The sequence below is a fragment of the Streptomyces sp. NPDC048442 genome, assembly GCF_040651475.1.
Taxonomy (GTDB): Bacteria; Actinomycetota; Actinomycetes; order Streptomycetales; family Streptomycetaceae; genus Streptomyces.
Map to the genome: position 1 here is coordinate 364,166 of NZ_JBEZKB010000001.1, position 26,696 is coordinate 390,861.

The 26,696-nt window shown below is 71.6% G+C and carries 20 protein-coding genes; 14 read left to right on the forward strand and 6 right to left on the reverse strand.

The features are described 5' to 3' along the window. Window positions 1-58: 58 nt before the first annotated feature. A complete protein-coding gene (locus tag AB0D18_RS01670) occupies window positions 59-964 on the reverse strand; it encodes a LysR substrate-binding domain-containing protein (protein ID WP_362410982.1) in 906 nt (301 codons plus the stop codon). Between the two features lie 118 nt (window positions 965-1,082). Between AB0D18_RS01670 and AB0D18_RS01675 the strand changes: the two genes are divergently transcribed. Continuing rightward, entirely contained in the window at window positions 1,083-1,883 is an 801-nt protein-coding gene (locus tag AB0D18_RS01675; protein WP_362410985.1) for a polysaccharide deacetylase family protein, read from the forward strand. On the opposite strand, the gene AB0D18_RS01680 is transcribed toward AB0D18_RS01675, so the two are convergent. The 4 genes from AB0D18_RS01680 to AB0D18_RS01695 all read right to left on the reverse strand — a co-directional run bounded on the left by AB0D18_RS01680 (window position 1,877) and on the right by AB0D18_RS01695 (window position 5,839). Further along, entirely contained in the window at window positions 1,877-2,830 is a 954-nt protein-coding gene (locus AB0D18_RS01680; protein ID WP_362410988.1) for an EamA family transporter, read from the reverse strand. The two genes, AB0D18_RS01675 and AB0D18_RS01680, sit on opposite strands and share 7 nt — an antisense overlap. Window positions 2,831-3,068: 238 nt before the next feature. Continuing rightward, on the reverse strand, window positions 3,069-3,299 hold the full coding sequence (locus AB0D18_RS01685; RefSeq protein WP_266653888.1) for a hypothetical protein: 231 nt from the start codon (window positions 3,297-3,299) through the stop codon (window positions 3,069-3,071). Window positions 3,300-3,319: 20 nt separating this feature from the next. Continuing rightward, window positions 3,320-5,596 (reverse strand): 4-alpha-glucanotransferase, encoded by a 2,277-nt coding sequence (malQ, locus tag AB0D18_RS01690; protein WP_362410991.1) that lies wholly within the window; start codon window positions 5,594-5,596, stop codon window positions 3,320-3,322. Then, entirely contained in the window at window positions 5,597-5,839 is a 243-nt protein-coding gene (locus tag AB0D18_RS01695; RefSeq protein ID WP_362410994.1) for a hypothetical protein, read from the reverse strand. Window positions 5,840-6,120: 281 nt separating this feature from the next. On the opposite strand from AB0D18_RS01695, the gene AB0D18_RS01700 reads away from it, so the two are divergent. Continuing rightward, on the forward strand, window positions 6,121-9,078 hold the full coding sequence (locus AB0D18_RS01700) for a beta-N-acetylglucosaminidase domain-containing protein (RefSeq protein ID WP_362412108.1): 2,958 nt from the start codon (window positions 6,121-6,123) through the stop codon (window positions 9,076-9,078). Window positions 9,079-9,216: 138 nt separating this feature from the next. On the opposite strand, the gene AB0D18_RS01705 is transcribed toward AB0D18_RS01700, so the two are convergent. Beyond that, entirely contained in the window at window positions 9,217-9,768 is a 552-nt protein-coding gene (locus AB0D18_RS01705) for an HNH endonuclease (protein ID WP_362410996.1), read from the reverse strand. 238 nt (window positions 9,769-10,006) lie between these two features. Between AB0D18_RS01705 and AB0D18_RS01710 the strand changes: the two genes are divergently transcribed. The 12 genes from AB0D18_RS01710 (at window position 10,007) to AB0D18_RS01765 (ending at window position 26,588) form a co-directional block, all read left to right on the forward strand. After that, the gene (locus AB0D18_RS01710; RefSeq protein WP_362410999.1) at window positions 10,007-11,134 is read left to right on the forward strand and encodes a mechanosensitive ion channel domain-containing protein; all 1,128 of its coding nucleotides are present in this window, start codon (window positions 10,007-10,009) and stop codon (window positions 11,132-11,134) included. Between the two features lie 292 nt (window positions 11,135-11,426). Continuing rightward, window positions 11,427-12,632, forward strand: a complete 1,206-nt coding sequence (locus tag AB0D18_RS01715; protein ID WP_362411002.1) for an ROK family transcriptional regulator — start codon at window positions 11,427-11,429, stop codon at window positions 12,630-12,632. A gap of 57 nt (window positions 12,633-12,689) precedes the next feature. Next, window positions 12,690-14,024, forward strand: a complete 1,335-nt coding sequence (locus tag AB0D18_RS01720) for an ABC transporter substrate-binding protein (protein ID WP_362411005.1) — start codon at window positions 12,690-12,692, stop codon at window positions 14,022-14,024. Between the two features lie 6 nt (window positions 14,025-14,030). Next, the gene (locus tag AB0D18_RS01725) at window positions 14,031-14,972 is read left to right on the forward strand and encodes a sugar ABC transporter permease (RefSeq protein WP_362411008.1); all 942 of its coding nucleotides are present in this window, start codon (window positions 14,031-14,033) and stop codon (window positions 14,970-14,972) included. 5 nt (window positions 14,973-14,977) lie between these two features. Next, the gene (locus AB0D18_RS01730) at window positions 14,978-15,886 is read left to right on the forward strand and encodes a carbohydrate ABC transporter permease (RefSeq protein ID WP_362411011.1); all 909 of its coding nucleotides are present in this window, start codon (window positions 14,978-14,980) and stop codon (window positions 15,884-15,886) included. Between the two features lie 9 nt (window positions 15,887-15,895). Further along, a complete protein-coding gene (locus AB0D18_RS01735; protein ID WP_362411014.1) occupies window positions 15,896-17,161 on the forward strand; it encodes a 6-phospho-beta-glucosidase in 1,266 nt (421 codons plus the stop codon). Next, complete coding sequence (locus AB0D18_RS01740) at window positions 17,158-18,138, forward strand: BadF/BadG/BcrA/BcrD ATPase family protein (RefSeq protein WP_362411017.1); 981 nt, start codon at window positions 17,158-17,160, stop codon at window positions 18,136-18,138. The genes AB0D18_RS01735 and AB0D18_RS01740 overlap by 4 nt, the downstream gene beginning before the upstream one ends. A 447-nt stretch (window positions 18,139-18,585) precedes the next feature. Next, window positions 18,586-19,866 (forward strand): hypothetical protein, encoded by a 1,281-nt coding sequence (locus AB0D18_RS01745; RefSeq protein WP_362412111.1) that lies wholly within the window; start codon window positions 18,586-18,588, stop codon window positions 19,864-19,866. Beyond that, window positions 19,866-20,957 (forward strand): glutamate ABC transporter substrate-binding protein, encoded by a 1,092-nt coding sequence (locus AB0D18_RS01750; protein ID WP_362411020.1) that lies wholly within the window; start codon window positions 19,866-19,868, stop codon window positions 20,955-20,957. The genes AB0D18_RS01745 and AB0D18_RS01750 overlap by 1 nt, the downstream gene beginning before the upstream one ends. 122 nt (window positions 20,958-21,079) lie before the next feature. Further along, window positions 21,080-22,408, forward strand: a complete 1,329-nt coding sequence (locus tag AB0D18_RS01755; RefSeq protein WP_362411023.1) for a hypothetical protein — start codon at window positions 21,080-21,082, stop codon at window positions 22,406-22,408. Continuing rightward, entirely contained in the window at window positions 22,405-25,242 is a 2,838-nt protein-coding gene (locus AB0D18_RS01760) for a tetratricopeptide repeat protein (RefSeq protein ID WP_362411026.1), read from the forward strand. Before AB0D18_RS01755 ends, AB0D18_RS01760 begins: the two co-directional genes overlap by 4 nt. Before the next feature lie 2 nt (window positions 25,243-25,244). Next, entirely contained in the window at window positions 25,245-26,588 is a 1,344-nt protein-coding gene (locus AB0D18_RS01765; RefSeq protein WP_362411028.1) for a PP2C family serine/threonine-protein phosphatase, read from the forward strand. Window positions 26,589-26,696: the final 108 nt, after the last annotated feature.

Consider the following 26,696-nt stretch of genomic DNA (forward strand, 5'->3'; position numbering starts at 1 on the left):
AGGTCCATCGAAAGTTTCCGCACAGGCTTTTAAGCAGATGCGAACGGTGTGGGTTTCGTTACGCCCGTTCCGCCGCGATCCCCCGCAGGGCCGCCAGCACCCGGCCCACCCCCGCCCCCTCTTCCGCGCCCCGCCGCACGGCGGCGACCACGTGCCGCCGGGGCTGGTCCGCCTCCAGGACCCGCATGACGACTCCGGCCCGGCGTTCCGCCGCGGCCATCCTCGGCACCAGGGCGACGCCCATCCCCGCCTCGACCATGGCGAGGATCGCGGTCCAGCCCGCCGCGCTGTGTGCCTGCTCCGGGACGAAGCCCGCCGCTTCGCAGGCCGCGGTGGTGATCTCCGACCAGGGGCCGCTGCCGCCGAAGATCCATGCCTCGCCGGAGAGGTCCGCCAGCCGCAGGCCGGCGGCCGTGGCGAGGGCGTGGCCCGTCGGGAGCGCCACATCAAGAGGATCGGCCAGGAGCGGGATGCGGGCGAACTGCGGGTCGCGGGCGGTGGGCGCGTGGGCCGCCAGCGAGAGGGCGAGGTCGACGGCGCCGTCGGAGAGGAGTTCGTACGCCTCGGCCGCCTCCGCCTCCCTGACCCGTACGTCCAGGCCGGGGTGCGTCTCGCGCAGGCGCCGTACGGCCGGTACGACGAGGGCCGGAACGGCGGTCGAGAACGCCCCGATCCGCACCTCTCCGGCGTCCCCCTGTGCGTACCCCTCCAATTCGGCCTCCGCGCGCTCCAGTTGCGCGAAGACGGCTTCGGCGTGGCGCAGGACGAGGTGGGCGGCGTCGGTGAGGCGGACACGGCGGCCGTGTGCCTCAAGAAGGGTCACGTTCAGCTGCTTGGCCAGGTTGGAGAGTTGCTGGGAGACGGCCGACGGCGTCATCAGCAGCGCCTCGGCGGTGGCGGTCACGGTGCCGCGGTCGCGCAGTGTCCGCAGGATGCGCAGCTTCTTGATGTCCCACTCGGCCATGACCGCAACCTATCCGGAATCTTCGGCCCCGGCTTCTCCCGGATTCCCGCCGGATTCTCCCGGCTTCCCGCCGGCTTCCCGCCGGATTCCCGCCGGATTCCCGCGATACCGTCGGCGCATGAAGCGGCGGATGAGGGCCCGGCGTACGACGGTGGCGGCGGCAGCGGCGGTGATCTCTCTTGCGCTGGGCGGCTGTTCTGTCGAGCCGAACGCGCCCGACATGGTCAGGTTCCAGGCGGGGGTCGCCCAGGGCCGGGCCGCAGACGCGAAGGCGGCGGCCGACGCGAAGAATTCCGGGAAGCCCGACTGCCGGGTCGCCAAGTGCATCGCGCTGACCTTCGACGGCGGTCCCGGCAGGGACACCCCGAAGCTCCTCGACATCCTCAAAGAGGAGAAGGTGCCCGCGACGTTCTTCCTGCTCGGTGAGAAGCACGTGCTGCGCCATCCCGACGTCGTGCGCCGGATGCACCGCGAGGGCCACGAACTGGCCAACCACACCTGGACGCACCGCATCCTCATCCACTTCACCGAGGAGGAGGTCCGCAGCGAACTCTCCCGCACCCAGGACGCGATCCGGCAGGTCTCCGGCGTCACGCCGACGCTGATGCGCCCGCCGCAGGGCCGTACGAACCCGATGGTCACCGGCGTCGCCCGCGAACTCGGCCTGACCCAGGTCCTGTGGAACGCCACCGCCCGGGACTACTCGACGACCGACCCGGCGCTCATCGAGAGCCGCATCCTCGCCCAGGCCGAACGCGACGGCATCATCCTGCTGCACGACATCTACGGCGGCACGGTCCCTTCGGTGCCCGGCATCGTCGCGAAGCTGAGGAAACGGGGGTACACCTTCGTGACCGTGCCGCAGATGATCGCGCCCGCCGTGGCCCAGCCGGGACAGGTGCTGCGACCCACCTACTGACGACTCGCCCCCTGAGTCTTCCTGCCGGTGCCCGATGCGGCCCCCAGCACCACACCGCCCAGGATCAGCACCACGCACAGGACCTGGAGCGGCCCTGTCTCCTCGCCCAGGACCGCGTACGAGAGCAGCGCCACGCAGACCGGCTGGAGGTAGTAGACGATGCCGGCACGGGCGGCGCCGATGAGCGCGACGGCCTTGTTCCAGGCGAAGAAGGCGACGGCGGAGGAGAACACTCCGACGTAGACGAGCGGTCCGACGGTGCCGGGGCGGGCCTCGAAGCCGCCCTGGACGGCGAGGCTGATGCCGTACACCGGTGCCAGCATCAGGGCGCCGAGCACGAACGTGGCGAAGAGGAAGGCAAGTCCGCCGATCTCCGCGGGCTTGCGGCGCAGCAGGGCGCTGTACGAGCCGAAGCACAGGGCCGCGGCGATCATCCAGAACGCGCCGACGGACAGGCCGAGGGTGAGCGAGCCCTTGCCGACCAGGAGCAGGACTCCGGCGCAGGCGATCAGCATGCCGACGACGCGGCGGGCGCCGAGCCGCTGTCCGCCCAGGCGCTCGTACCCCGCCATGACGACGGGTGAGGCGGCCATGATCATGCCCATGGTGCCTGCGGGAGTGTCGAGTCCGGCCTGGTTGACGAGGGTGTTGTAGGCGGTGACGCCGAGCAGCGAGGCGAGGGTGAGGAAGCCGAGGTGCTTGCGGAGCAGGGCGCGCCGGCGCCAGGTCTCGCGGACGGCGAAGGGGGCGACGGCGAGGAGGGCGACGATCCAGCGCCAGAAGGCGGCCTGGACGGGCGGCACGGAGTCGTGCAGTGCGCGCGAGGTGACGAAGCTGCCGGACCAGACGACGGTGGCGACGGCGGCGAGGAGGAGGCCGAGGCCCGCGCCCTTCGCCACGGTCCCCGGTGGTGCCGCCGGTGTGCGGATGCGGTCCAGTACTGCCATCGCTGCCCCCATGAGGTGATCGGTGGATCTCGGTGAGGGATCTACCGTCACATCGGGGAGTTGTTCAGGTCCATCGAAAGTTTTCGACGAATCTATTCAGTAGAACTGAAGAATGAGAGGGCGGGGCAACGCAACGAGGGCGCCGGCGGCCCGTACGTCGATGCGTACGGGCGCCGGCGCCCTCGGAAGGCTTCCCGGAATGCTCTCGGAAGAGCTCCCGGACGAACGAGATCCGGTGTCAGACCTGCTTGCGCGACTTGTCGAGCACCATCACCAGGCCGGCGATGACCACGAAGAGGCCGATCGGGGCCGCGACGAAGAGGCCGAGGGTCTCGGCGACGCTCAGGCCGGGGCCCGGGTCGTCACCGTCGTCCCGTACGGCCGCGAGCGCGGGAGACGACAGGAGCAGCATCATCAGCGTCGTACCGGTCGCGACAGCGCCGGCGCGCAGAGCGTTCTTCTTGTCCACGCTGCAAAAGTAGCGAACGTCTAAGTGGAGCGCGCGCCCGGGGGTGCCGTAAGTGGTCCGGGCGGCACCTCGGCTCCCGTCCTGATCACCTCTATGAGGGCGTGGAGGCGGGGCGAGGCGGCCAGTTCTTCCAGGGTGCGGGGGTGTCCTTCGGCGTCGGCGAGGGGCAGCCGCCAGTTCGGGTACTGGTCCCAGGTGCCGGGCAGATTCTGCGGGCGGCGGTCGCCCACGGCGTCCGGCAGCCACACGCCGACCATCCGGGCCGGGGTGGCGCAGAGGAAGCGGTACACGGCCCGTACGGCGGCCTCCTCGCCGCCCGCACCCTCGGGCAGCAGGCCCAGCCGGGTGAGGTACGAGAGCCAGTCGGTGACCTCCGTGGTGTCCTCGGCGCGCTCCTGCTCCAGGGGGCGGGTGAGCAGCCCCAGCCGGTGCCGCAGGGCGACGTGGTCGCCGGTGAGGCGGGCGGCGGTGGAGGGCAGGTCGTGCGTGGTGGCGGTGGCCACGCAGCCCTCGCGCCAGGCGCCGGGCGGCAGCGGGCGGCCGGTGCCCGCCCAGTCGCGCTCGAACCACAGCACGGAGGTGCCGAGCACGCCGCGTGCGGCGAGGGCGTCGCGCACGCCCGGCTCGACGGTGCCGAGGTCCTCTCCTATGACGGTGGCCCCTGCGCGGTCGGCCTCCAGGACGAGGACGGCGAGCATGGCCTCGGCGTCGTAGCGGACGTACGTCCCGTCGGCCGGTTCGTGCCCCTCGGGCACCCACCAGAGCCGGAAGAGGCCCATGACGTGGTCGATGCGGACGGCTCCCGCGTGCCTCAAGAGGTTGCGGAGCAGGCTGCGGTACGGGGCGTAGCCGGACTCGGCGAGGGCGTCGGGCCGCCAGGGCGGCAGGCCCCAGTCCTGGCCGTGGGCGTTGAAGGCGTCGGGGGGTGCGCCGACGGACATGCGCGGTGCGTAGGCGTATCCCTGCGCCCAGGTGTCGGAGCCACCTGGGTGCACGCCCACCGCGAGGTCGTGGACGATGCCGACGGCCATGCCGGCCTCGCGGGCGGCCCGCTGGGCGTCGGCGAGCTGGCAGTCGGTGAGCCAGACGAGCCGGCTGTGGAAGTCGACGAGGTCGCGGAGTTCGGTGCGGGCGCGGGAGGTGTCGGCGGAGTCGCGGTCGGCGAGGTGCCCCGGCCAGTTCTGCCGGTCGGGGCCGTGCAGTTCGGCGAGCGCGCACCAGGTGGCGTGGTCCTCCAGGGCGGTGCCCTGCTCGGCCAGGAAGTCGCAGTAGGCGGCGCGGCGGCCGGGGCCGAGGGGCTGCGCGCACAGGATCTCCAGGGCCTGCCTCTTGAGGTGCCAGACGGCGTCCCGGTCGATCAGGGCGCCCTTGTTCAGCACGTCGTCGCGCAGGGCGGCGGCCCGGCCGAGCAGGTCCGCGAGGCGTTCCCGGTCGGCGGGGTCGGTGACGTAGGAGAACTCGGGCACGTCCTCGATCCGCAGGTGCACCGGGTCGGGGAAGCGCCGGGAGGCCGGGCGGTAGGGGGACGGGTCGGTCGGTGTGCCGGGGACGGCCGCGTGCAGCGGGTTGACCTGGACGAACCCGGCTCCGAGCGAGCGCCCCGCCCAGGCGGCCAGCTCGCCGAGGTCGCCGAGGTCGCCCATGCCCCAGGAGCGGGTGGACAGCAGGGAGTACAGCTGTACGAGGAAGCCGTGCCGGGGTCCTCGCGGTGCGGGCACGCGCGCGGGGGCGACGACGAGGTGGCAGGCGGCCCCGCGGCCGTCGGGCAGCCGGGCGGTCAGCACGTGGACGCCGAGCGGCAGCTGCCCCCAGTGGTCGGCGGGCGTGGCGGGCGCGGCGGGCGCGGCGGGCGCGGCGGGCACTGGGGAGGTGTCAGGCACGGCGGACGTGTCAGGCACGGCGGACGTGTCAGGCAGGTCGGGCACGTCGCTGTGTGCGGGTGGCGGCGTCGGCCACTGCCGGGTCTCGCCCTGCTCGGTGGTGACGTGTACGACGGTGCCTTCGGGCAGCGCCGTCAGGGCGTCCGGGAGGGCCGGGGCGTCCCGCCACAGGACGACCGTCGGCGGCAGCAGCCGTTGCGGGGCGGCAGCGGCATGGGCGGCGAGGGCGGCGTCCACGGCGTGCGGCGTGGAGGCGTCGACATCCAGGGCGGCGAGGACCTCGACGACGGTGTCGGCGGGAACCTGGACGGTGCGGTCCTCGGACGGGGCGTAGAACGTGGCGACGCCGTGCAGCGCGGCAAGCCGGGCGAGCGGTCCTGGCGCCGGGTCTCCCGGCGCCGTCCCCTCTGCTGCCATTCAGACTCCCAGGTACTGGTACTCCGTGCCGGCCGCCGTTCCGTACGACGTCGGCTCGCTGGTGAGGGGTGCGGCGTCGGTGAGCGGCGGCTCACTGGTCAGCGGCGCAGCGTCGGCGAGCGGGGGTTCGCTCGTGAGGGGCGGCTCGGCGCAGCCGCAGGCACAGGATCCGTCGAGACCTGAGTCGGGGCCCGAGACCTGTTTGGACAGGGCCGAGAGGAGGAGCTGGGCGGAAGCGGCCACGGAGGGCCTCCCTTGGTGGGGGACGCGGACTACAGCAGCCATACCCAAAGGACAGAACCGCAGACATTTACGGCCGCCGAAGGTGACTCGGGTCACATGTTCGCTCCGGGGCGGGAGGTGAAGGAAGAAGTTGAAGGAATCGGACGGACGGCCGCAGACTGTCCGCCAGACCTCTGCGGGCAAATGCGACACGGCGACGGGCTCGCATTGACACCCTTGGCAGACGGGTGATGGGCTCTGCGCCCGTAGGTCACAGAGCGATGAACACCGAGGAGTACGGCGTGCAGCTGGGGCGCAGGAGGGGTGCGACCGCTGTCGCGTTCGCCGTGATGGGCGGTCTGCTCGGCGGTGCGCCGGTTGCGGCCGCCGCGCCGCCCGCGCCGGACGTCCCCACCCCCGCCGCACGGGACCGCGACAGTGACGCCCCGCTGCCGCCGGTGTGGCCGCGTCCGCAGTCGATGCGGGCCGCCGGGCCCGGCGTACCGGTCGGTGACGAGGCGGTGCTGGTCGTCGCGCCGGGCACCGACCCGTACGCGGTGGACTCCCTGCGGAGCGTGCTCAGGGGCGCCGGTGCCCACACCCTCTATGAGGTGGCGCCGGGCGAGGCGCTGCCGCCGCGCGGTCTGGTCGTACGGGCGGGTGGCGCGGAGGACGTGCTGAAGGCGCTCAGGGCGCCGGCCCGAGCGGACCTGCCGCAGGGCGGTTACCGGATCGCGGTGGGCGAGGTCGCGGGGCGCGACACGGTGGCGCTGGACGGCGTCGGCGCGGACGGCATGTTCCACGCGGCGCAGACGCTGCGGCAGTTGGTGCGCACCGACAGTGCCGCGGGCGGGGCCGGGGCCGGTGGCAGTGTCGCGGGCGTGGTCGTCCGGGACTGGCCGGGAACGGCCGTGCGGGGCATGACGGAGGGTTTTTACGGCCGTCCCTGGAGCACCGAACAGCGGCTCGCCCAGATCGACTTCATGAGCCGTACGAAGCAGAACCGTTACTTGTACGCCCCCGGCGACGACCCGTACCGGCAGGCCCTGTGGCGCGAGCCCTACCCGGCCGCCGAGCGGACTTCCTTCCGGGTGCTCGCCGACCACGCCCGCCGCAACCACGTGACGCTGGGCTGGGCGGTGGCTCCGGGGCAGGCGATGTGCATGTCCGACGACCGGGACGTTCGCGCCCTCACCCGCAAAGTGGACGCGATGTGGGCGCTGGGGGTGCGGGTCTTCCAGCTGCAGTTCCAGGACGTCAGCTACAGCGAGTGGCACTGCGGTCAGGACGCCGACGTGTTCGGTTCGGGGCCCGAGGCGGCCGCGAAGGCACACGCGCGCGTGGCGAGCGCGGTGGCCCGCCACCTCTCCGAGCGGCACCCGGGCGCCGAGCCGCTGTCGCTGATGCCGACCGAGTTCTACCAGGACGGGGCGACCGCCTACCGGCGGGCGCTGGCCACCGAGCTCGATCCGCGCGTGCAGGTCGCGTGGACGGGGGTCGGCGTGGTGCCGCGCACCATCAGCGGGCGTGAACTGGTCACCACCCGGGGCGCGTTCGGCCACCCGCTGGTGACCATGGACAACTACCCGGTCAACGACTACGCGCCCGGCCGCATCTTCCTCGGCCCCTACACGGGCCGTGAACCGGCCGTGGCGGGCCGTAGCGCCGCTCTGCTGTCCAACGCCATGGAGCAGCCCTCCGCGTCCCGCATTCCGCTGTTCACGGCCGCCGACTTCGCCTGGAACCCGCGCGGTTACCAGCCGCAGGAGTCCTGGCAGGCGGCGATCGACGACCTCGCGGGCAACGATGCCGGGGCCCGCGAGGCGATGCGTGCGTTCGCCGGGAACCACGCCTCGTCGATCCTGGACCCGGCGCACGAGTCGGCGTACCTGCGGCCGCTGATCGACGCGTTCTGGAAGTCCCGCTCGTCCACCGACGCCTCTTTGAGGAACGCGGCGGCGCAGCGGCTGCGGGCCGCGTTCACGGTGATGAGGGAGACCCCGCAGCGCCTCGGCAAGGCCGCAGGGGGCACTTTCGACGACGAAGTACGGCCCTGGATGGAGCGGTTCGCGCAGGTCGGCGTGGCGGGCGAGAGGGCCGTCGACATGCTCCAGGCGCAGGCGGCCGGGGACGGTGCGGGCGCCTGGCGTGCGTCGCTCGCCCTGGACGCCTCCCGTACGGCGCTGAAGGCGCCCCGGGTGACGGTCGGCAAGGGGGTCCTCGACCCGTTCCTGTCGAAGGCGGTGCGGCAGGGGGCCGCGTGGACCGGTGCGGACCGCGAGGGCGGCAGCGTCACGCGGGGGCCCGGCACGTACACGGTGCGTCTGAAGCATCCGCGGCCGGTGTCCACGGTGACGACGATGACCGACCCGGGGCGGACCGATGCCGCGGTGGAGGTGCATGTGCCCGGCGAGGGCTGGCGGAAGGTGGGCGCGCTCACCGCCGACGGCTGGACGCAGACGACCGTGGGCGGCACGCGCGTGGACGCGGTGCGGCTCGCATGGACGTCCGGGGAGCCGGAGGTGCACCGGATGGTGCCGTGGTTCGCGGACGAGCCCGAGGCCCGGCTCGCCCTGTCCCGCAAGGAGGTCGACGCGGAGATCGGCGGGCCTCCCGCGCGCGTGCAGGCGGCGCTGACCGGGCAGCGGCCCGGCGAGGTGCGCGGGGAGCTGGTCGCGAAGGCGCCGAAGGGCATCGAGGTGGTGGCCCCGAAGGCGACCGTCGTGCCGCGCGGCACGGACGCCGCTGTGCCGCTCGACATCAAGGTCGCGAAGGGCACTCCGGCGGGCGAGTACCGCGTCCCGGTGTCGTTCAGCGGCGGCGAGGAGCAGGTGCTCACCGTGCGGGCGGCGCCGCGCACCGCGGGCCCCGATCTCGTACGTACCGGGAGGGCGTCGTCGTCGGGCGACGAGACGGCCGACTTCCCCGCCGCGGCGGCGGCCGACGGCAGGGCGGGGACGCGTTGGTCGTCGCCCGCCGGTCCTGCGGCGTGGTGGCAGCTGGAGCTGGCGCAGCCGGTGCGGGTGGGGCAGGTCGTCCTTACCTGGCAGGACGCCTATGCGAAGGCGTACCGCGTCCAGGTGTCCGCCGACGGCCGCAGCTGGCGCACGGCGGCCACGGTGCGGGACGGCAGGGGCGGCCGGGAGACGGTCCGTTTCGATGCGCCGGACGCGAAGTTCGTACGGGTGCAGGGCGACGAGCGGGCGACCCGGTTCGGGTATTCGCTGTGGTCGGTGGAGGCGTACGCGGTCGCCCCGTAATTGCAGAAACGGCGCGGGAACAGCGCAGCGGGAACAGCGCAGGGCACGGCGCAGGAAATGCCCCGTGGGGTTGAGCGACCGCTTTAAGCGGTCGCTCAACCCCACGGGCATACCTGTACAGACAAAAAAGTCCCGGTCTCAGGCGACTCCGGTTCTTACCGAAGTCCCGTCGATCCGGGCCAGGGCGTCATCCGCACCGAAAGGTTGCAGATACGGGAGCCAGCGCGGGTCCCGGTGCCCGGTCCCGATGATGCGCCAGGCAAGGCCGGACGGCGGGGCGGGCTGATGGCGCAGCCGCCAGCCGAGCTCCATGAGGTGCCGGTCGGCCTTGACGTGATTGCAGCGGCGGCAGGCCGCCACCACGTTCTCCCAGGCGTGCTGTCCGCCGCGACTGCGCGGAATGACGTGGTCGACGCTGGTTGCGACGCCACCGCAGTACATACAGCGCCCGCCGTCCCTGGCGAAGAGCGCACGGCGGGTGAGGGGGACAGGACCCCGGTAGGGGACCCTTACGAACCGTTTCAGCCGGACCACGCTGGGAGCGGGGACGGCCCGGGTCGCACTGTGCAGGAAGGCGCCGGACTCCTCCAGGCAGAATGCCTTGTTTTCCAGGACGAGGACGAGCGCACGGCGGAGCGGTACGACGCCGAGGGGCTCGTACGACGCGTTGAGGACCAGGACATGCGGCACGGATGCCTCCTATTACGCCGGCGGCGCGTGGCTCGCGCCGGGACGATCTGGGTCCAGTCTCCCCTCATGCCTGGTCGTGGCGCCACCACGTCCGGGTAACGGGCCGGGAGTGTTTTGCACCACAGCGTCTCCGCGAGGGAACCGCCCCGCGGTGGTGTCGCGGACCACAGCCCCGGCAGCGCGATGTCAACAGGCTCCTCCACCTTGCCCCGTTAGTGTGGTGGGTCTGCCACATTCCATGGAGGTGCCCGAGGTGTCCTGGTCCGCCCGACTGGTCGCAGAACCGCCCGCCGATCCCGTCACGTTCGACGAGGCCGCCGAGAAGGCGGGCAACGCCGCGAGCTGGGTGGAGCAGAACTGGTCCACCTGGCTGAGCGTCGGCCTGCGCATCCTGCTGATCATCGTGATCGCCACCGTCCTGCGGTCGGTGATCCGGCGCACGATCACCAAGCTGATAGCGCACATGAACAGCAGCGCCCAGGCGGTGGAGGGCACCGCCCTCGGCGGCCTGCTGGTCAACGCGGAGCGCCGCCGCCAGCGTTCCGAGGCGATCGGTTCCGTGCTCCGCTCGGTCGCGTCGTTCCTGATCCTCGGCACCGCGGCGCTGATGGTGCTGGGTGCGCTGAACATCAATCTGGCGCCGCTGCTCGCGAGTGCCGGTGTGGCGGGTGTGGCGCTCGGTTTCGGTGCGCGCAACCTGGTCACCGACTTCCTGTCCGGCGTCTTCATGATCCTGGAGGACCAGTACGGCGTCGGCGACACCATCGACGCGGGCGTCGCCTCCGGCGAGGTCATAGAGGTGGGCCTGCGGGTCACCAAGCTGCGCGGCGACAACGGCGAGATCTGGTACGTCCGCAACGGCGAGGTCAAGCGGATCGGCAACCTCAGCCAGGGCTGGGCGACGGCGGGCGTCGACGTCCAGGTCCGCCCGTCGGAGGACCTGGAGAACATCAGGACCGTACTGTCGGGGGTCGCCGAGGACATGGCGAAGGCCGAGCCGTGGAACGAGCGGCTCTGGGGCCCCATCGAGGTCCTCGGCCTGGACTCCGTCCTGCTGGACTCGATGATCGTGCGGCTGTCCGCGAAGACCATGCCGGGCAAGGCGCTCGGGGTGGAGCGCGAGCTGCGCTGGCGGGTCAAGCAGGCCTTCGACACGGCGGGCATCCGGATCGTCGGCGGACCCGTTCCGGTCCTCGAAGCGGATCCCGCCGACCCGTCGGCGGGTGTCGCGGCCCCGTCCGCGATGGCCAATCCGCTGTCCCCGCAGGCGTTGGCGTCCAACCCGATCCCGCCCGCGGGCGCGGCTCCGGGATCCGGCCCGGCGGCCCCCGCGCCGAACCCGAACCTCAGCAAGCCCCAGCCTTAGCCGCAGCCGTCGGCGAACCCGAACCTCGGCAAGCCGCGGCCGTCGCCGGGCCCGCTCCTCAAAGAGGCGGCGGTACGCCCGGCTTCGTACCGCAAGAACCGCTTGTGCCGCAAAATCTCTTGCGCCGCAAGATTTCCCCTTTCTGTGCCCCCGCAGGTAACGCTTTGGTTGCCTCGGGGGCACTTCCCATTGACGCCCCTTTCACCTGCGCTTACGTTCCTCCCACCGAATAGGAAACTTTCCTAACAACGTGGTTGGGAGAACGGGAAGCCGAGAGGCGGGTGACATCATCATGGCCACAACGCCTGGTACACCGGGTACCCCGAGCGTCCTGCGCGCGATGAACGACCGTGCCGCGCTGGACCTGTTGCTGGCCCACGGTCCGCTCTCCCGCACCCGGATCGGCAAGCTCACCGGGCTGTCCAAGCCGACCGCGTCCCAGCTCCTGGCCCGCCTCGAAGCGGCCGGTCTCGTCGTCGCCACCGGCACCACCGAGGGCCGCCCCGGACCCAGCGCGCAGCTGTACGCGGTGAACGCGGGCGCCGCCCACGTCGCCGCCCTCGACGTCACCCCGGACCGTATCCGCGCCGCCGTCGCCGGCCTCACGGGCGAGACCGTCGGCAGCTTCGAACTGCCCACCCCCGGACGCTCGTCGACGGGTGTCGTACGTCAGGTGACGCAGGCGGTCGACGGCGCCGCGCAGGACGCCGGTCTGGTGCGGGGCGACCTGCACCGGGTCGTCATCGGCACGCCCGGCGCCTTCGACCCGAGCACCGGACGGCTGCGGTACGCCTCGCACCTGCCGGGCTGGCACTCCCCCACGCTGCTCGACGAGCTGGCGGCGGTACTGCCGATGCCGGTCGTGTACGAGAACGACGTGAACCTGGCGGCGGTCGCCGAGCAGCGGCTCGGTGCGGCACGCGGCCACGAGAACTTCGTGCTGCTGTGGGCGGAGGGAGGCCTCGGCGCGGCTCTCGTCCTCGGCGGCCGGCTGCACCGCGGGTGGACCGGCGGCGCGGGCGAGGTCGGCTTCCTGCCGGTGCCCGGCGCCCCGCTGATGCGGCGGGTGGCGCAGGCCAACGGGGGCGGCTTCCAGGAACTGGCGGGCGCGGTCGCCGTACCGCGGATCGCCAAGCGGCTGGGGCACGAGACCCCGGAGCAGCCTGCCGTGCAGGTGGCCACCGAGCTGTTGACGAGGGCCGCCGCCGGAGAGGCCGAACTGGCCGGGATGCTGCGGGAGTTCGCGCAGCGTCTGGCGACCGGGCTCGCTTCCGTGGTGGCCGTGCTCGACCCCGAACTGATCGTGCTGTCCGGGGCCGTGATCGCCGCGGGCGGCGAGCCGCTGCGGTCCCTCGTACAGACGGAGCTGGCCGATCTGGCGGCGCCCCGTCCGCGTCTGGTGATCGGCGAGATCCAGCAGGACCCCGTGCTGAGAGGTGCGCTGCAGAGCGCCCTGGAGGCCACCCGCGACGAAGTGTTCGACACCTCGTCCCGCTAAGACCCCCGCATCCCGTACCGACCCCCTGTGTCCCCGTCCTGCCCTGGGAGCCCTGTCATGCGCAGAAACCGTCGTCTGTCCGCCGCCGCCCTCGCCGTCGCCGCGATATCCGTCGCTGCCACCGCCTGTACCGGCTCCGCCGAGAACACGGCGAAGGACGACCCGAACGCCCGCACCACGATCAACTTCTGGCACGGGTGGAACCAGCCGAACGAGGTCAAGGCGATCAAGGAGAACGTCGACCGCTTCGAGAAGGCGCACCCGAACATCAAGGTCAACGTCGTCGGCAACATCAATGACGACAAGCTCAACCAGTCGCTGCGCAGCGGCGGTTCCAAGGGTCCGGACGTCGTGTCGTCGTTCACCACGTCCAACATCGGAAAGTTCTGCTCCTCGGGTGCCTTCGCCGACCTGTCGCCGTTCATCGAGAAGTCCAAGCTGGACCTGGAGAAGACCTTCCCGAAGGTCATGCTCGACTACACCCAGTTCGAGGGGAAGCGCTGCGCGCTGCCGCTGCTGGCGGACGCGTACGGCCTCTACTACAACAAGGACGCCTTCGAGAAGGCCGGCATCAAGGCCCCGCCGAAGACGTACTCCGAGCTGGCCGCGACCGCGAAGGCGCTGACGAAGGCCAAGGGCGACGGTTTCGAGCAGCTGGGCTTCATGCCCGCGTTCCACGGCTACGAGACGACCACCGAGCACTACCTGGGCTCCTGGGGTCCGGAGTACTTCGGCAAGGACGGCACGTCGCAGGTCGCCAAGGACCCGGCGTTCGCGGACATGTTCACCACGCAGAAGAAGATGGTCGACGACCTCGGCGGGCTGCAGAAGCTGGAGAAGTTCCGCAACACCTTCGGTGACGAGTTCGGCGCGAAGCATCCCTTCCACACCGGTCAGGTCGCGATGCAGCTGGACGGCGAGTGGCGGCTGGGGATGGCGAAGGACGCCAAGGTCCCGTTCAAGATCGGTGTCGCCCCGATGCCCGTCCCGGACAGCCAGAAGGACTCGTACGGCAGGGGTTACCTGTCCGGCACGGTGATGGGCATCGCCCCGCAGAGCAAGAAGCAGAACGCCGCGTGGGAGCTCATCAAGTTCATGACGACCGACACCAAGGCCGTCGTGGCGTTCTCCAACGGGATCCACAACGTGCCGTCGACCTTCGAGGCGCTGAAGTCGCCCGACCTGAAGATCGAGCCGGAGTTCAAGACCTTCATCGACATCGCCCAGCACCCGAAGTCCAACACCGCTGCGGGCGCGGTCAACGGCGCCACGTACCTGAACACCATCCAGGACTTCGGCTACCAGTTCGAGAAGGGCACGGAGAAGGACCTGAAGGCCGGTCTGGACAAGCTCGCGAAGCAGATCGACACCGACATCGCGAAGGCGAAGTAGTCCCCGATGACCATGCCCACGCTCCGTACGAAGCGCCGCAGGTCCGCGCTTCGTACGGCGGCCTTCATGTCGCCCTGGCTGATCGGCTTCGCGGTCTTCTTCGCGTACCCGCTGCTCTCCACCGTGTACTTCTCGTTCACGAAGTACGACGGGTTCAGTGCTCCGGTCTTCAACGGCCTGGACAACTGGAAGTACGTCTTCGAGGGCTATCCGAACTTCTGGCCCGCCATGCGCAACACGCTGTGGCTGGTCGTGGTGATGGTGACCTGCCGGGTCGTCTTCGGCCTCGGCATCGGTCTGCTGATCACCAAGATCAAGACGGCGACGGGAGTCTTCCGCACCCTCTTCTACCTGCCCTTCCTCGCCCCGCCGGTCGCCGCGACCCTCGGCTTCGTCTTCCTGTTGAACCCCGGTACGGGGCCGGTCAACGAGATACTGGGCTCGCTCGGTCTTCCGACGCCGGACTGGTTCACCGACCCGGCCTGGTCGAAGCCGGCGCTCACCATCCTCGCGGTGTGGGGCATCGGCGACCTGATGGTCATCTTCATGGCCGCACTGCTCGACGTACCGAAGGAGCAGTACGAGGCCGCGGAGCTGGACGGGGCTTCGGGCTGGCAGCGGTTCCGCTTCGTGACGCTGCCGAACATCTCGCCCATCGTGATGTTCGCGGTGGTCACCGGGGTCATCCAGGCGATGCAGTACTACACCCAGCCACTTGTGGCGGGGAAGGTCGCTTCGGGCATCATCGGCAACTCGGGCCAGCAGGTCGAGCCCGGCTTCCCGGACAAGTCGACACTGACCCTGCCGCAGCTCGTCTACAACCTCGGCTTCCAGCGCTTCGACTACGGCGCGGCCGCGGTCACCGCGCTCGTCCTGTTCGTTCTGGCGATGGCCTTCACGGCCCTGCTGATGCGACGTCGCGGCGGCCTCCTCCAGGCAGGTGACTAACTCCCATGTCCTCCACTTCTCTGTCCGGACGAACCATGGAGCGTCCGCTCCCTGCGGATCCGCGCACTCCCGCCCATCGCACCGCCCGCCGCAAGGCGTCGCTGCACTGGATCGGTGTGCACTCCCTCGGGATCGCGGCGGCCCTGTTCTTCGTGCTGCCGTTCGTCTTCCTCTTCCTCACCTCTTTGATGAGCGACTCGCAGGCGCTCACCAGTGACCTGGTGCCCGACACCTGGGAGTGGGGCAACTACGTCAAGGTCTTCGAGACGCCGGGCTTCCTCAGCTGGTGGAAGAACAGCCTGCTGTACGCGGGGCTCGGCACCGTCCTCACGGTCCTCTCGTCCGTACCGGTGGCGTACGCACTCGCCAAGTTCCGCTTCCGTGGCCGCAATCTGTCACTGCTGCTGGTCATCTCGATGATGATGCTGCCGCCGCAGGTCGTCATCATCCCGATGTACCTGTTCTGGTCGAAGCAGCTGGACCTCACCGGCACGCTGTGGCCGTTGATCATCCCGCTCGCGTTCGGCGACGCGTTCTCCATCTTCCTGCTGCGGCAGTTCCTGCTGACCATCCCCAACGAGTACCTGGACGCGGCGAAGGTGGACGGCTGCGGCGAATTCCGCACGCTGATCCGCATCGTGCTGCCGATGGCCAAGCCCGGCATCGCGGCGATCGCCCTGTTCCAGTTCTTCGCCCTGTGGAACGACTATTTCGGGCCGCAGATCTACGCGTCGGAGAACCCGGCCGCGTGGACGCTGAGTTACGGCCTGGACTCCTTCAAGGGCGCCCACCAGACCAACTGGAATCTGACCATGGCCGCGACCGTACTGGTCATGGCCCCCGTGATCCTCGTCTTCTTCTTCGCCCAGAAGGCGTTCGTCGAGGGTGTCACGCTGACCGGAGTGAAGGGCTAGGTCACGCACATGAAGCTCGCAGTAGTCGGTGGAGGTTCCACCTACACACCCGAGTTGATCGACGGCTTCGCCCGGCTGCGGGACACCCTCCCGGTCACCGAGCTGGTCCTGATCGACCCGGCGGCCGACCGTCTGGAACTGGTCGGCTCTCTCGCCCGCCGCATCTTCGCCAAGCAGGGCCACCCGGGCACGATCACCACCACGTCCGACCTCGACGCGGGCGTCGCGGGCGCCGACGCGGTGCTGCTGCAGCTCCGCGTGGGCGGCCAGGCGGCCCGCAACCAGGACGAGACGTGGCCGCTGGAGTGCGGCTGCGTCGGCCAGGAGACGACGGGCGCGGGCGGTCTCGCCAAGGCGCTGCGCACGGTCCCGGTCGTCCTGGACATCGCCGAGCGCGTACGCCGTACCAACCCGGACGCGTGGATCATCGACTTCACCAACCCGGTCGGCATCGTCACCCGCGCACTGCTGAACGCGGGCCACAAAGCGGTGGGCCTGTGCAACGTGGCGATCGGTTTCCAGCGGAAGTTCGCCGCGCTGCTCGACGTCACCCCCGCCGAGGTGCACCTCGACCACGTGGGTCTCAACCACCTCACCTGGGAGCTGGGCGTACGGCTCGGGGGCCCGGCGGGCGAGAACCTGCTGCCGAAGCTGATCGCCGAGCACGGCGGGGCCATCGCCGCCGACCTGCGCATGCCGCGCGCCGTCGTGGACCGTCTCGGCGTCGTCCCCTCGTACTACCTGCGGTACTTCTACCAGCACGACGAGGTCGTGCGGGAGCTCGGCACCAAGCCGTCCCGGGCGGCGGAAGTGGCCGCCATGGAGAAGGAGTTGCTGGCTCTGTACGGCGACCCGGCGCTGGACGAGAAGCCGGAGCTGCTCGCCAAGCGCGGCGGAGCCTTCTACTCGGAGGCGGCCGTGGACCTGGCGTCCGGGCTGCTCGGCGGCGCCGGCTCGCCCGTGCAGGTGGTCAACACCTACAACAACGGGACGCTGCCCTTCCTGCCGGACGACGCGGTCATCGAGACGCAGGCGCGCATCGACGCGTCGGGAGCGACGCCTCTTGAGGTGCCGGCGCTCGACCCGATGTACGCGGGGCTCGTCTCCCACGTCACGGCGTACGAGAACCTCGCTCTTGAGGCGGCCCTGCACGGCGGCCGCGAGCGGGTCTTCAAGGCGCTGCTCGCGCACCCCCTGGTCGGACAGTTCGAGTACGCCGAGGCGCTCACGGACAAGCTGATCGCGCACAACCGGGAGCACCTGGCGTGGGCGTGAGTACGACTTGCCTGGCCCGTGGTTCCGTACTGGCCATCGACGCGGGAAACAGCAAGACGGACGTCGCCGTCGTCGGCGCGGACGGCCGTGTCCTGGGCACCGGCAGGGGCGGCGGTTTCCAGCCGCCCCTGGTGGGTGTGCAGGTCGCGGTCGACGTCCTCGCGGACGCGGTCGCACAGGCCATGGGGGAGGCGGGGATCGGCGGCGTCGACCATGTGTCGGCGTGCCTGGCCAACGCCGATCTGCCGGTCGAGGAGCGGGAGTTGGCGGCCGCGGTGCAGGCGCGCGGCTGGGGCCGCAGCACCGAGGTCCGCAACGACACCTTCGCGATACTGCGGGCCGGCGTGGACGAGCCGCGCGGAGTCGCGGTGGTGTGCGGGGCGGGCATCAACTGCGTGGGCATGGTGCCCGACGGGCGCACCGCCCGCTTCCCGGCGATCGGGAAGATCTCCGGCGACTGGGGCGGCGGCGGGGGTCTCGCCGAGGAGGCCCTGTGGTTCGCCGCCCGTGCGGAGGACGGCCGCGGGGAGCCGACGGAGCTGGCGCAGGCGCTGCCCGCGCACTTCGGGCTGCCGACGATGTACGCCCTCATAGAGGCGCTGCATCTGGGCCGCATCCCGGCGGTGCGTCAGCACGAGGTCGCGCCGCTGGTGTTCGCGGTCGGTGCGCGCAGGGACGCGGTGGCGCGGTCCCTGGTGCACCGGCTGGCCGACGAGGTCGTGGCGATGTCGTCGGTGGCGCTGGGCCGGCTCGGCCTCCTGGAGGAGGAGGCGCCGGTGCTGCTCGGCGGCAGCGTGCTGGCCGCCCGGCACCCGGAGCTGGACGGCCGGATCGCGGCCCTGCTGGCCGAGCGGGCTCCGAAGGCGGTCGTACGGGTCGTCACGGCGGCGCCGGTGCTCGGCGCGGCCCTGCTGGGCCTCGACCACGTCGCGGCCCCGGCGCGGGCGCACCGGACGTTGCGGGCGCACTACGCGTAACGCCCGTGGCACCCGTACCTACGCCCCCGGCCGCCGTCCGTGCCGTACCCGAGCATTTGGGGACGACACGGGCGGCGGCCGGAGCCCCATAGCCCCCGAACCCGGCTCCGCATAGGATTTGGCCACGAAGTGGCATGTCCCTGGCGCGAATTGGCAACGAACGGTCTCCCCGGCCGATCACCGTCCCGGTCCCCGAACGGACCGGCGCACTGATCGCCCACGGGCTCCGTACGGGAACCAAACGGATCTCTCCGACGTATTCATGAGGAGGGGGGCCCGCCGGAAGACGGGCCAGCCGTCCACGACCGAGGGGGAGGTCACGTGGCACACCCGCCGATGAGCGGCCCAGGGGGGACCGCACTGGCGCCCGCGCCGGCCGCGTCCGGGCCCGGTGTACCGGGGCCGCATCAACCGCCGCCCGCGCGCACCAGCGCGTGGGCCGAGGGCATGGACCGGCTGCGGGCCGGGGCGACGACCGAACCCGGACGGCTGCGGATCATCGGGGCCGTGATGGCCGCCCTGGTCATCGCGTTCGGTGCGGTGACCGCCTGGCAGGTCTCCGACCGGGCCACGGCCGCCGACGACGTGGTGACGCGCAGCCAGCCGCTGTCCGCCGACGCCGCGAGCATCTACCGTTCGCTGGCCGACGCCGACACCTCCGCCGCGAGCGGTTTCCTCGCGGGCGCGCAGGAGCCGCCCGCGGTGACGAAGAAGTACAACGACGACATCGCCGAGGCGTCCCGCCTGCTGGTCAAGGCCGCGGCGAACACCTCGGGCGAGAGCGCTTCAGGGCAGCAGATCACCCGGCTCAACCAGGGGCTCCCCCGGTACACGGGCCTGATCGAGCGGGCCCGTGCCAACAACCGACAGGGCCTCCCGCTCGGCGGCGCCTACCTGCGGTACGCCAACGAGCAGATGACCACCCAGCTGCTGCCCGCCGCGAAGAAGCTGTACGACGAGGAGACGGGCCGTCTCTACCGCGACTACGACGACGCGAGCACCTGGCCGTATCTGGCACTGGGGCTCGGCGTGGTGGCGCTCGGCGGTCTCGGCTGGGCCCAGCGCCGCAACTACCGCCGTACGAACCGGGTGTTCAACCAGGGGCTGCTCACCGCGACCGTCGCCTCGACGGCCGTTCTGCTGTGGCTGGCCGTCGGGCACACGGTCGCGTCCTCGGGCCTGGCGGACTCCCGGGCGAACGGCCAGGAGTCGCTGAAGGTCCTCAACGACGCCCGGATCAGCTCCCTCCAGGCCCGCGCCAACGAGAACCTCACTCTGGTCTCGCGGGGCGCGGTCTCCACGAAGGACAAGAAGGACAAGTACGACGTCGACTACACGACCGGGATGGCCGCCCTCAAGCGGGAGCTGGCCCAGGCGCAGCGGCTCGCCGAGGACGAGGGGGGCGGCGCCCCGGTCGGGCGGGCCACCGCCGCCGTCAAGGAGTGGCAGACCCGGCACACGGACGCGCGCAAGACCGACGACCAGGGCAACTACGACAGTGCGCTGGACAAGGTCATCGGCGAGAAGACCTCGACCGGTGAGTCGTTCGGCGAGGTCGACGAGGCGCTGGCGAAGGCCCTGGAGTGGGAGCAGCGCGAGTTCACCGAGGCCGCCGAGGGCGGCCGGAGCGCGCTGTCGGGGCTGGCGGTCGGAGCGGCGGTGCTGGCCCTGCTCGCCGCGGCGGCGGCGGTGCTGGGCATCGGCCGCAGGCTTTCGGAGTTCAGGTGATGAGCGCGCGCGACGCGCGGGAGGCGCGGGACCAGGTGGCCGGAGGGAGTGCGATGGAGCGGACCGGATCGGCAGGGGCCCGTGCGGCCGGGACCGGGAGGGCGCGCACCCTGCGGGGCGGCTGGCGGCTGGGTCTTGTCGCGCTGGCCTCGGCCTGTGTGCTGACGGCAGGCGTGGCCGTACTGCCGCTGCCCGACGCCGCGGGCAGCGGCTCGGACACGGTGTCCTCGCCCGGCAGCGGTACGGTCGCCGTGCTGCCGGCGAAGGCCGCCGAGTGCGAGAACCCGGAGGCGAGCCTGCGCCCGTCGCCCCTGGACGGGCCCGCGATCAAGCGGATCAAGTCCAGGACCGGTGACACCGCGGGCAAGCTCGTCGCGGGCATCGACCAGAACAGTTATCGCTGGGGCTACCGCAATCCGGCCAGCGGTCAGCTCGAAGGCTTCGACATCGACATCGTGAAGGCGATCGCGACGGAGCTGTTCGGCAGCCCGGACAAGGTCATCTACCGTGCGATACCGACCAGTCAGCGCATCCCCGCGCTGCAGGACAACAAGGTCGACATCGTGGTGCGGACGATGACGGTCAACTGCGCCCGGATCAAGGACGTGGCGTTCTCCCACGCCTACTTCCAGGCCGGGCAGCAGGTCCTGGCCCCGAAGGAGTCCCAGATCACCGGGTACGACGACTCGCTGAAGGGCAAGCGGGTCTGTACGGCGGCGGGCTCCACCGCGTTCGACGCGATGAAGAAGGAGTCGCACGGCGCGCTGTTCGACGACCCGAGGTACATCGTGCCCAACCAGCTGGACTGCCTGGTGCGGCTCCAGTTGGGCGAGGCCGACGCGATCGTCACCGACAACGCGCTGGCCGCCAGCCAGGCGGCGCAGGACCCGGCGATCGAGGTGAAGGGCACCCCGTTCACCACCGAGTACTACGGCGTCGCGACGAACAAGGAGGACGTCGATCTGGTGCGCCGGATCAACAAGGTCCTCGCGGAGTACAGCAAGGCCCGCTGGGCCCAGTCGTACGAGGACTGGCTGAAGGCGGGCCTCGGCAAGAGCAGCGGTCCGCCGGCCCCGAAGTTCAAGGACTGACCGCACGGGAGCGGCGCCGACGGCACCACAGAAACCACAGAAACCACAGGCACGACAGGCACGACAGGCGCCGACAACCCATGGCACAACAGCAGTTGACGGCAGAAGCGGAGAGGTGATCGATGGGCGTCGCGGGATCCTCCCCCGGCTCCGCGGGGAGTCCCCCGGGCCCGGTCCTGGACCGGGATCAGGTGGACCGTGCCCTGGCGCGGCTCGGCGCCGAGCACGAGGCGATCGAGACGTCGCTTCTCGCCCTCCAGGACCATGCGGGGCGGCGTCTCCTCGAAGGAGCCGAGCTGACCGGAGTCACCAAGGACCGGTGGGCGTCCGCCGAGCAGTCGATCACGCTGCTGTGGACGTACTTCGACGCGTACAGCGCCGCCCTCCGGGGGGCCCGTGAGGTGCGGGCGCGGCGGCGCTGGCCCAGCAGGGAGGACCTGGTCGAGCTGACCGACGTCGTCCGCGGCCGGGGCGTCACGGTCTCCGGCGGTGCGCACGCGCACGGGGCTCCTTCGTCGATCACCGGTCCCGCGAAGCTCTCCGAGCACTTCTCGCTCGCCGAGCTGGTGAGCAGGATGAACGAGCTGTACGCGTCCTCCCTCGACATGGTCGTCACGGCGGACGCGGTGTGGTCGGCGCTGCCCGCCCGGATAGACCTCCTGGCGGCGGAGCTGCACCGCACCCGCTCCCTGGCGCACTCCGTCGGTGTGCGGCCCGGTGAGCACCCGGCGGGCGACGACCTGGAGGCGATCACCCAGGAGCTGGCGACGCTGCGCGCCCAGGTGGTGTCCGACCCGCTGGCCTTCTGGCGTTCCGCGCCCGGGAGTTCGGCTCCCGGCGGCGGCAGGCCCGACACCGACCGCTACGACCGGGCGGCCCGTGCGCTGGAGGACGTACGGCGGGAGATCGACGCGGTGCTGACCGTACGGCAGGACGCCGAGCAGCGGCTGCTGAAGCTGCGCGACGTGCTCTCGCGGGCGGACCGCACCCTCACCGAGGCCCGCTCCGCGCGCGGTGAGGTCCTCGCGAAGATCGCGGCGTCCGAGGTGCCCGCGGTGAGCGGCCCGCCCACCGCGCTCCAGGAGCTGCTCGCCACGGCCGGCGACTACCGCAGGCGCTCCCAGTGGCACCGGCTGTCCCCGCTGCTCGACTCTCTTGAACGGGACGCCGAGGACGAACTGCTGCGGGCCCGCGAGTCGTTGACGGCGGTCACCGCACCGCTGGCCGTCCGCGCCGAGCTGCGCGGCAGGCTGGACGCGTACAAGGCGAAGGTCGCCCGGCACGGCATGGCGGAGGACCCGCAGCTCATCGAGCGGTACGACGCGGCCCGCCGGATGCTGTGGAGCGCGCCGTGCGACCTGCGCGTGGCAGAGCAGGCGGTGTTGCGCTACCAGCAGACCGCCAGGGAAATTCTGGCGCCCAACGACCGCACCAACGGGGGTAATCCATGAGCACGGCCTGTCAGCGCCCCGGTTGTGGGGGCTCGTACGAGGACATGGGTGGCGGCGAGATGTACTGCGACACCTGCGGGCTCGCCCCCGTGGTGTCGCCGAACGGCGTGATCGCCGCGACCACCACCGGTATCACGGGCGGCGGCAGGGCCTCCTCAAGAGGGTCCCGCGGGTCCGCCAGCAGTTCCCTGCGGAGCAGCTCGCGCGCCTCCTCGCAGTCCTCCCGGTCCTCGCGCTCGGCGACGTCCCGCCGCTCGGTCTCCGGCCGCCTGTCGCGTGCGCTGTCCGGTGCGACGGGGTCCCGTTCGGTGTCGGTGCGCTCCTCCGGCACGTCGACGGCCGCCTCGGGCCGCAACCGGCTGGGCGCGGGTCTGGTCAGCGTTCCCGAGGTGCCGCGCCCCGATCCCCGTACCGCGATCATGTCGAATCCGGAGGTGCCGGAGCGCAAGCGGTTCTGCTCGCGCTCCGAGTGCGGCGCCCCGGTGGGCCGTTCGCGGGGCGAGCGGACCGGCCGTACCGAGGGCTTCTGCACCAAGTGCGGCAATCCGTACTCCTTCGTGCCCAAGCTGGGTACGGGCGACGTCGTGCACGGCCAGTACGAGGTGGTGGGCTGCCTGGCGCACGGCGGTCTCGGCTGGGTCTACCTCGCCGTGGACAAGGCGGTCTCCGACCGCTGGGTGGTCCTCAAGGGCCTCCTGGACACCGGTGACCAGGACGCGATGGCCGCCGCGATCTCCGAGCGCCGCTTCCTCGCCGAGATCGAGCACTCCAACATCGTGCGGATCTACAACTTCGTGGAGCACCTGGACACCCGCACCGGCTCCATGGACGGCTACATCGTCATGGAGTACGTGGGCGGCAAGTCCCTCAAGGAGATCGCCAACGAGCGCCGCGACACCGGCGGCAAGCGTGACCCGCTGCCGGTCGAGCAGGCCTGCGCGTACGGCATCGAGGCCCTCGAAGCCCTCGGCCACCTGCACAGCCGAAACCTTTTGTACTGCGACTTCAAGGTCGACAACGCGATCCAGCAGCAGGACCAGCTGAAGCTGATCGACATGGGTGCGGTCCGCCGTATGGACGACGACGAGTCGGCGATCTACGGCACGGTCGGCTACCAGGCTCCCGAGGTCGGCGAGGTCGGCCCCTCGGTCGCCTCCGACCTGTACACGGTGGCGCGCACGCTGGCCGTCCTCACCTTCGACTTCCAGGGCTACACGAATGTCTTCGTGGACTCCCTCCCGGACCCGGACAACATTCCGGTCTTCCACCAGTACGAGTCCTTCTACCGGCTTCTCGTACGGGCGACGGACCCGGACCCGGCCCGCCGGTTCGCCTCCGCTTCGGAGATGGCCGATCAGCTGACGGGGGTGCTGCGGGAGGTCGTGGCGCTCCAGACGGGGCGGCCGAGGCCGTCGCTGTCGACGCTGTTCGGCCCGGAGCTGCGGGTCACCGACACCGGTCTCTTCGCCGAACTGACCGGTTCCGTTTCGCAGTTGGGGATTAGGTCGCTGCCCGTGCCGCGTCGGGCGCGGCGCGGCGGCAAGAAGGAGCTGGGACAGGGACAGGGACAGGGGCAGGGACAGTGGCAGGGAGAGGGGCAGGGGCAGGGGCAGGGGCAGGGACAGCTTCCGGCGCAGGCCCAGATCCCCGCCCAGGCCCGCACCCCGGCCCAGGCCCCGCCGGCGGCCGGGCAGCAGCCTGCCGCCGCTCTGACGGGCGCTCCCACGCATCAGCAGCCCGGCCCCGCCGCCGCGTACGCCCCGACCCAGGGCGCACTGCAGATGCCCCCGGTGCCCGGCGCTCCACCCGTTCCCCCGGGCGCACCCCCTGCCGCGGCCACCCCTGCCGTCGCATCCGTCCCGTCGGCCGCGTCCGTGGCATCCGTGGCGCCGGAGAATGCCACCCCGTACCTCCTGCCCCTGCCGCCCTCGACCACCGCCCTGGCGCTGCCGGTGCCCCGGGTCGACCCGAACGATCCGAACGCCGGGTTCCTCGCGGGCCTGATGGCCTCGGCCCCCGCCGAGCTGATCACGGCGCTCCAGCAGGCGCCGGGCGACTCGGTGGAGCGGCGGCTGCGCGAGCTGCGGGCCCGCCTGGAGATGGGTGAACTGCCCACCGCCGCCGAGACCTTGCAGGATCTGGAGACCGCGTACCCGGACGACTGGCGGGTGGTCTGGTACCGCGGCATCGCTGCCCTGACCGCCGGGGACAACGAGACGGCTGCGCTGTCCTTCGACGCGATCTACGACGCGTTTCCCGGCGAGGCCGCCCCCAAACTGGCCCTCGCGGTGTGCGCGGAGGTGCTCGGCCAGCTCGACAACGCCGCCGAGTACTACCGCCTGGTGTGGACGACGGACCCCAGCTATGTGAGTGCCGCGTTCGGCCTCGCCCGCGTACAGCTCGCGGCCGGTGCCAGGCCGGCGGCCGTGCGGACGCTGGAGTCGGTGCCCGAGGCGTCGATCCACTACACGGCGGCTCGCGTGGCGGCCGTACGGGCGAGGCTGCGGCGGCGCGCCGCTCAGGAACCTCTGATCGACGATCTACTGGCGTCCGCGGCGCAGGTGGAGGCCCTGCAGGGCTTCGGTCTTGACGCCGTACGCCGTGAGCAGTTGGCCACCGAGGTGCTGGGCACGGCGCTCGACTGGGTACTCTCCGGTGGGCACGGGGCCCGCCCCGTGCAGACCGCGCTGCTCGGCAGCCAGTTGGACGAGCGGGGCCTGCGCTTCGGCCTGGAACGCTCGTACCGGGTGCTCGCACGGCTCGCGCAGCGCGGCGACGAGAGGATCGACCTGGTGGAGCGGGCCAACCGCCTCCGCCCCCGGACTTGGGTGTGATGATGTCGCAGACGCACCAGCTGTCGGCCTGCCCCGGCTGCGAGGAGCCGCTGGAAAGGGGCGACTCGTTCTGTGAGGTGTGCGGGTACGACCTGACAGTCGTGCCGCAGCCACCGGACGACCGTCCGACAGTGGCGATCGGGACGCGCGGTCCCGGTACGGAACCGGCCGAACAGCCGGTCAACGGCCACGGGGGCGGCGCCGGCGAACGGTCCGGCCATCCCCCGACGGCCGATGTCTCCGCGCCCGACTTCGGCGAGAGCGAGGGCGGGGGCCAAGGTGGCGGCGGCTTCGGCAAGGGCGGGGGCAACGGCGGCTTCAGCGAGGGCGACGGCGGCGAGGACACCGCCGACATGCCGGTCGTCCAGCGGCCCACCGTCGTCGACTACCCTCTCGCCGCCCCCGCGGCTTCCGAGGCGGACCCGTCGAAGGTGTGCGTCGCCTGCCGGGCCGGCCGCATCGACACCGACGGCTACTGCGAGAACTGCGGCCACGCCCAGCCCCGCGAGCGCGACCACCAGGAGCGGGAGTTGGCGTCCGTCGCCGCGGTCAGCGACCGCGGGCTGCGCCACCACCGCAACGAGGACGCGTTCGCGATCTCCGAGGCGGAGCTGCCCGACGGTTCGACGGCGACGATCGCCGTGGTCTGCGACGGGGTGTCGTCCGCGACCCGCCCCGACGAGGCGTCCGCCGCCGCGGCGGCCGCCGCGAACACCCTGCTCCTGGAGTCACTGCCGCGCGGCACCCACCCGCAGCAGGCCCTGCACGAGGCGATCCTGGCCGCCGCCGAGGCCGTCAACGTGCTCGCCGCGCAGCAGCCGCAGCCCACGGAGCACGATCCGCACCGCCACCAGAACGCCCCGGCGTGCACGCTGGTCTCCTCCATCGTCGCGGGCGGCCTGCTGGTCGTCGGCTGGATCGGCGACAGCCGCGTCTACTGGGTGCCGGACGACCGGTCCGGGCCGCCCGCCCGGCTCACCGAGGACGACTCGTGGGCCGCGCAGATGGTCGCCGCGGGTCTGATGGGCGAGGCCGAGGCGTACGCGGACGACCGCGCGCACGCGATCACCGGATGGCTGGGCGCCGACGCGTACGAGATCGACCCGCACACCGCCTCGTTCAAGCCGGACCGGCCGGGAGTGGTCGTCGTCTGCACGGACGGGCTGTGGAACTACGCGGAGGCGGCGCAGGAAATGGCACATGTCATTCCGGCGGACGCGGCGCAACGCCCGCTGCACAGTGCCCAGGTTCTGGTGGGGCACGCGCTCGACGGCGGGGGCCACGACAACGTAACAGTGGCGGTACTGCCGTTCCCGATGCTGCCGCAAGGGGCAGGATCCGCCTAGGGCGGCCCGGCGACGGGCCGGGGCCGCCCGCTGTGGCAAACGGCACCGCCCGGTCCGCCGGTATCCCTCGTACGTTCCGCTTCTTCGTCCCCGTCCCTCGCGGGACCT

Coding starts and splice junctions, on each gene's coding strand:
- AB0D18_RS01750 (WP_362411020.1), top strand. CDS start 19,866: ATGAGCGCGCGCGACGCGCGGGAGGCGCGGGACCAGGTGGCCGGAGGG.
- AB0D18_RS01710 (WP_362410999.1), top strand. CDS start 10,007: ATGGAGGTGCCCGAGGTGTCCTGGTCCGCCCGACTGGTCGCAGAACCG.
- malQ (WP_362410991.1), bottom strand. CDS start 5,596: ATGGCAGCAGAGGGGACGGCGCCGGGAGACCCGGCGCCAGGACCGCTC.
- AB0D18_RS01725 (WP_362411008.1), top strand. CDS start 14,031: ATGACCATGCCCACGCTCCGTACGAAGCGCCGCAGGTCCGCGCTTCGT.
- AB0D18_RS01765 (WP_362411028.1), top strand. CDS start 25,245: ATGTCGCAGACGCACCAGCTGTCGGCCTGCCCCGGCTGCGAGGAGCCG.
- AB0D18_RS01760 (WP_362411026.1), top strand. CDS start 22,405: ATGAGCACGGCCTGTCAGCGCCCCGGTTGTGGGGGCTCGTACGAGGAC.
- AB0D18_RS01675 (WP_362410985.1), top strand. CDS start 1,083: ATGAAGCGGCGGATGAGGGCCCGGCGTACGACGGTGGCGGCGGCAGCG.
- AB0D18_RS01745 (WP_362412111.1), top strand. CDS start 18,586: ATGGACCGGCTGCGGGCCGGGGCGACGACCGAACCCGGACGGCTGCGG.
- AB0D18_RS01670 (WP_362410982.1), bottom strand. CDS start 964: ATGGCCGAGTGGGACATCAAGAAGCTGCGCATCCTGCGGACACTGCGC.
- AB0D18_RS01735 (WP_362411014.1), top strand. CDS start 15,896: ATGAAGCTCGCAGTAGTCGGTGGAGGTTCCACCTACACACCCGAGTTG.
- AB0D18_RS01680 (WP_362410988.1), bottom strand. CDS start 2,830: ATGGCAGTACTGGACCGCATCCGCACACCGGCGGCACCACCGGGGACC.
- AB0D18_RS01715 (WP_362411002.1), top strand. CDS start 11,427: ATGGCCACAACGCCTGGTACACCGGGTACCCCGAGCGTCCTGCGCGCG.
- AB0D18_RS01720 (WP_362411005.1), top strand. CDS start 12,690: ATGCGCAGAAACCGTCGTCTGTCCGCCGCCGCCCTCGCCGTCGCCGCG.
- AB0D18_RS01755 (WP_362411023.1), top strand. CDS start 21,080: ATGGGCGTCGCGGGATCCTCCCCCGGCTCCGCGGGGAGTCCCCCGGGC.
- AB0D18_RS01730 (WP_362411011.1), top strand. CDS start 14,978: ATGTCCTCCACTTCTCTGTCCGGACGAACCATGGAGCGTCCGCTCCCT.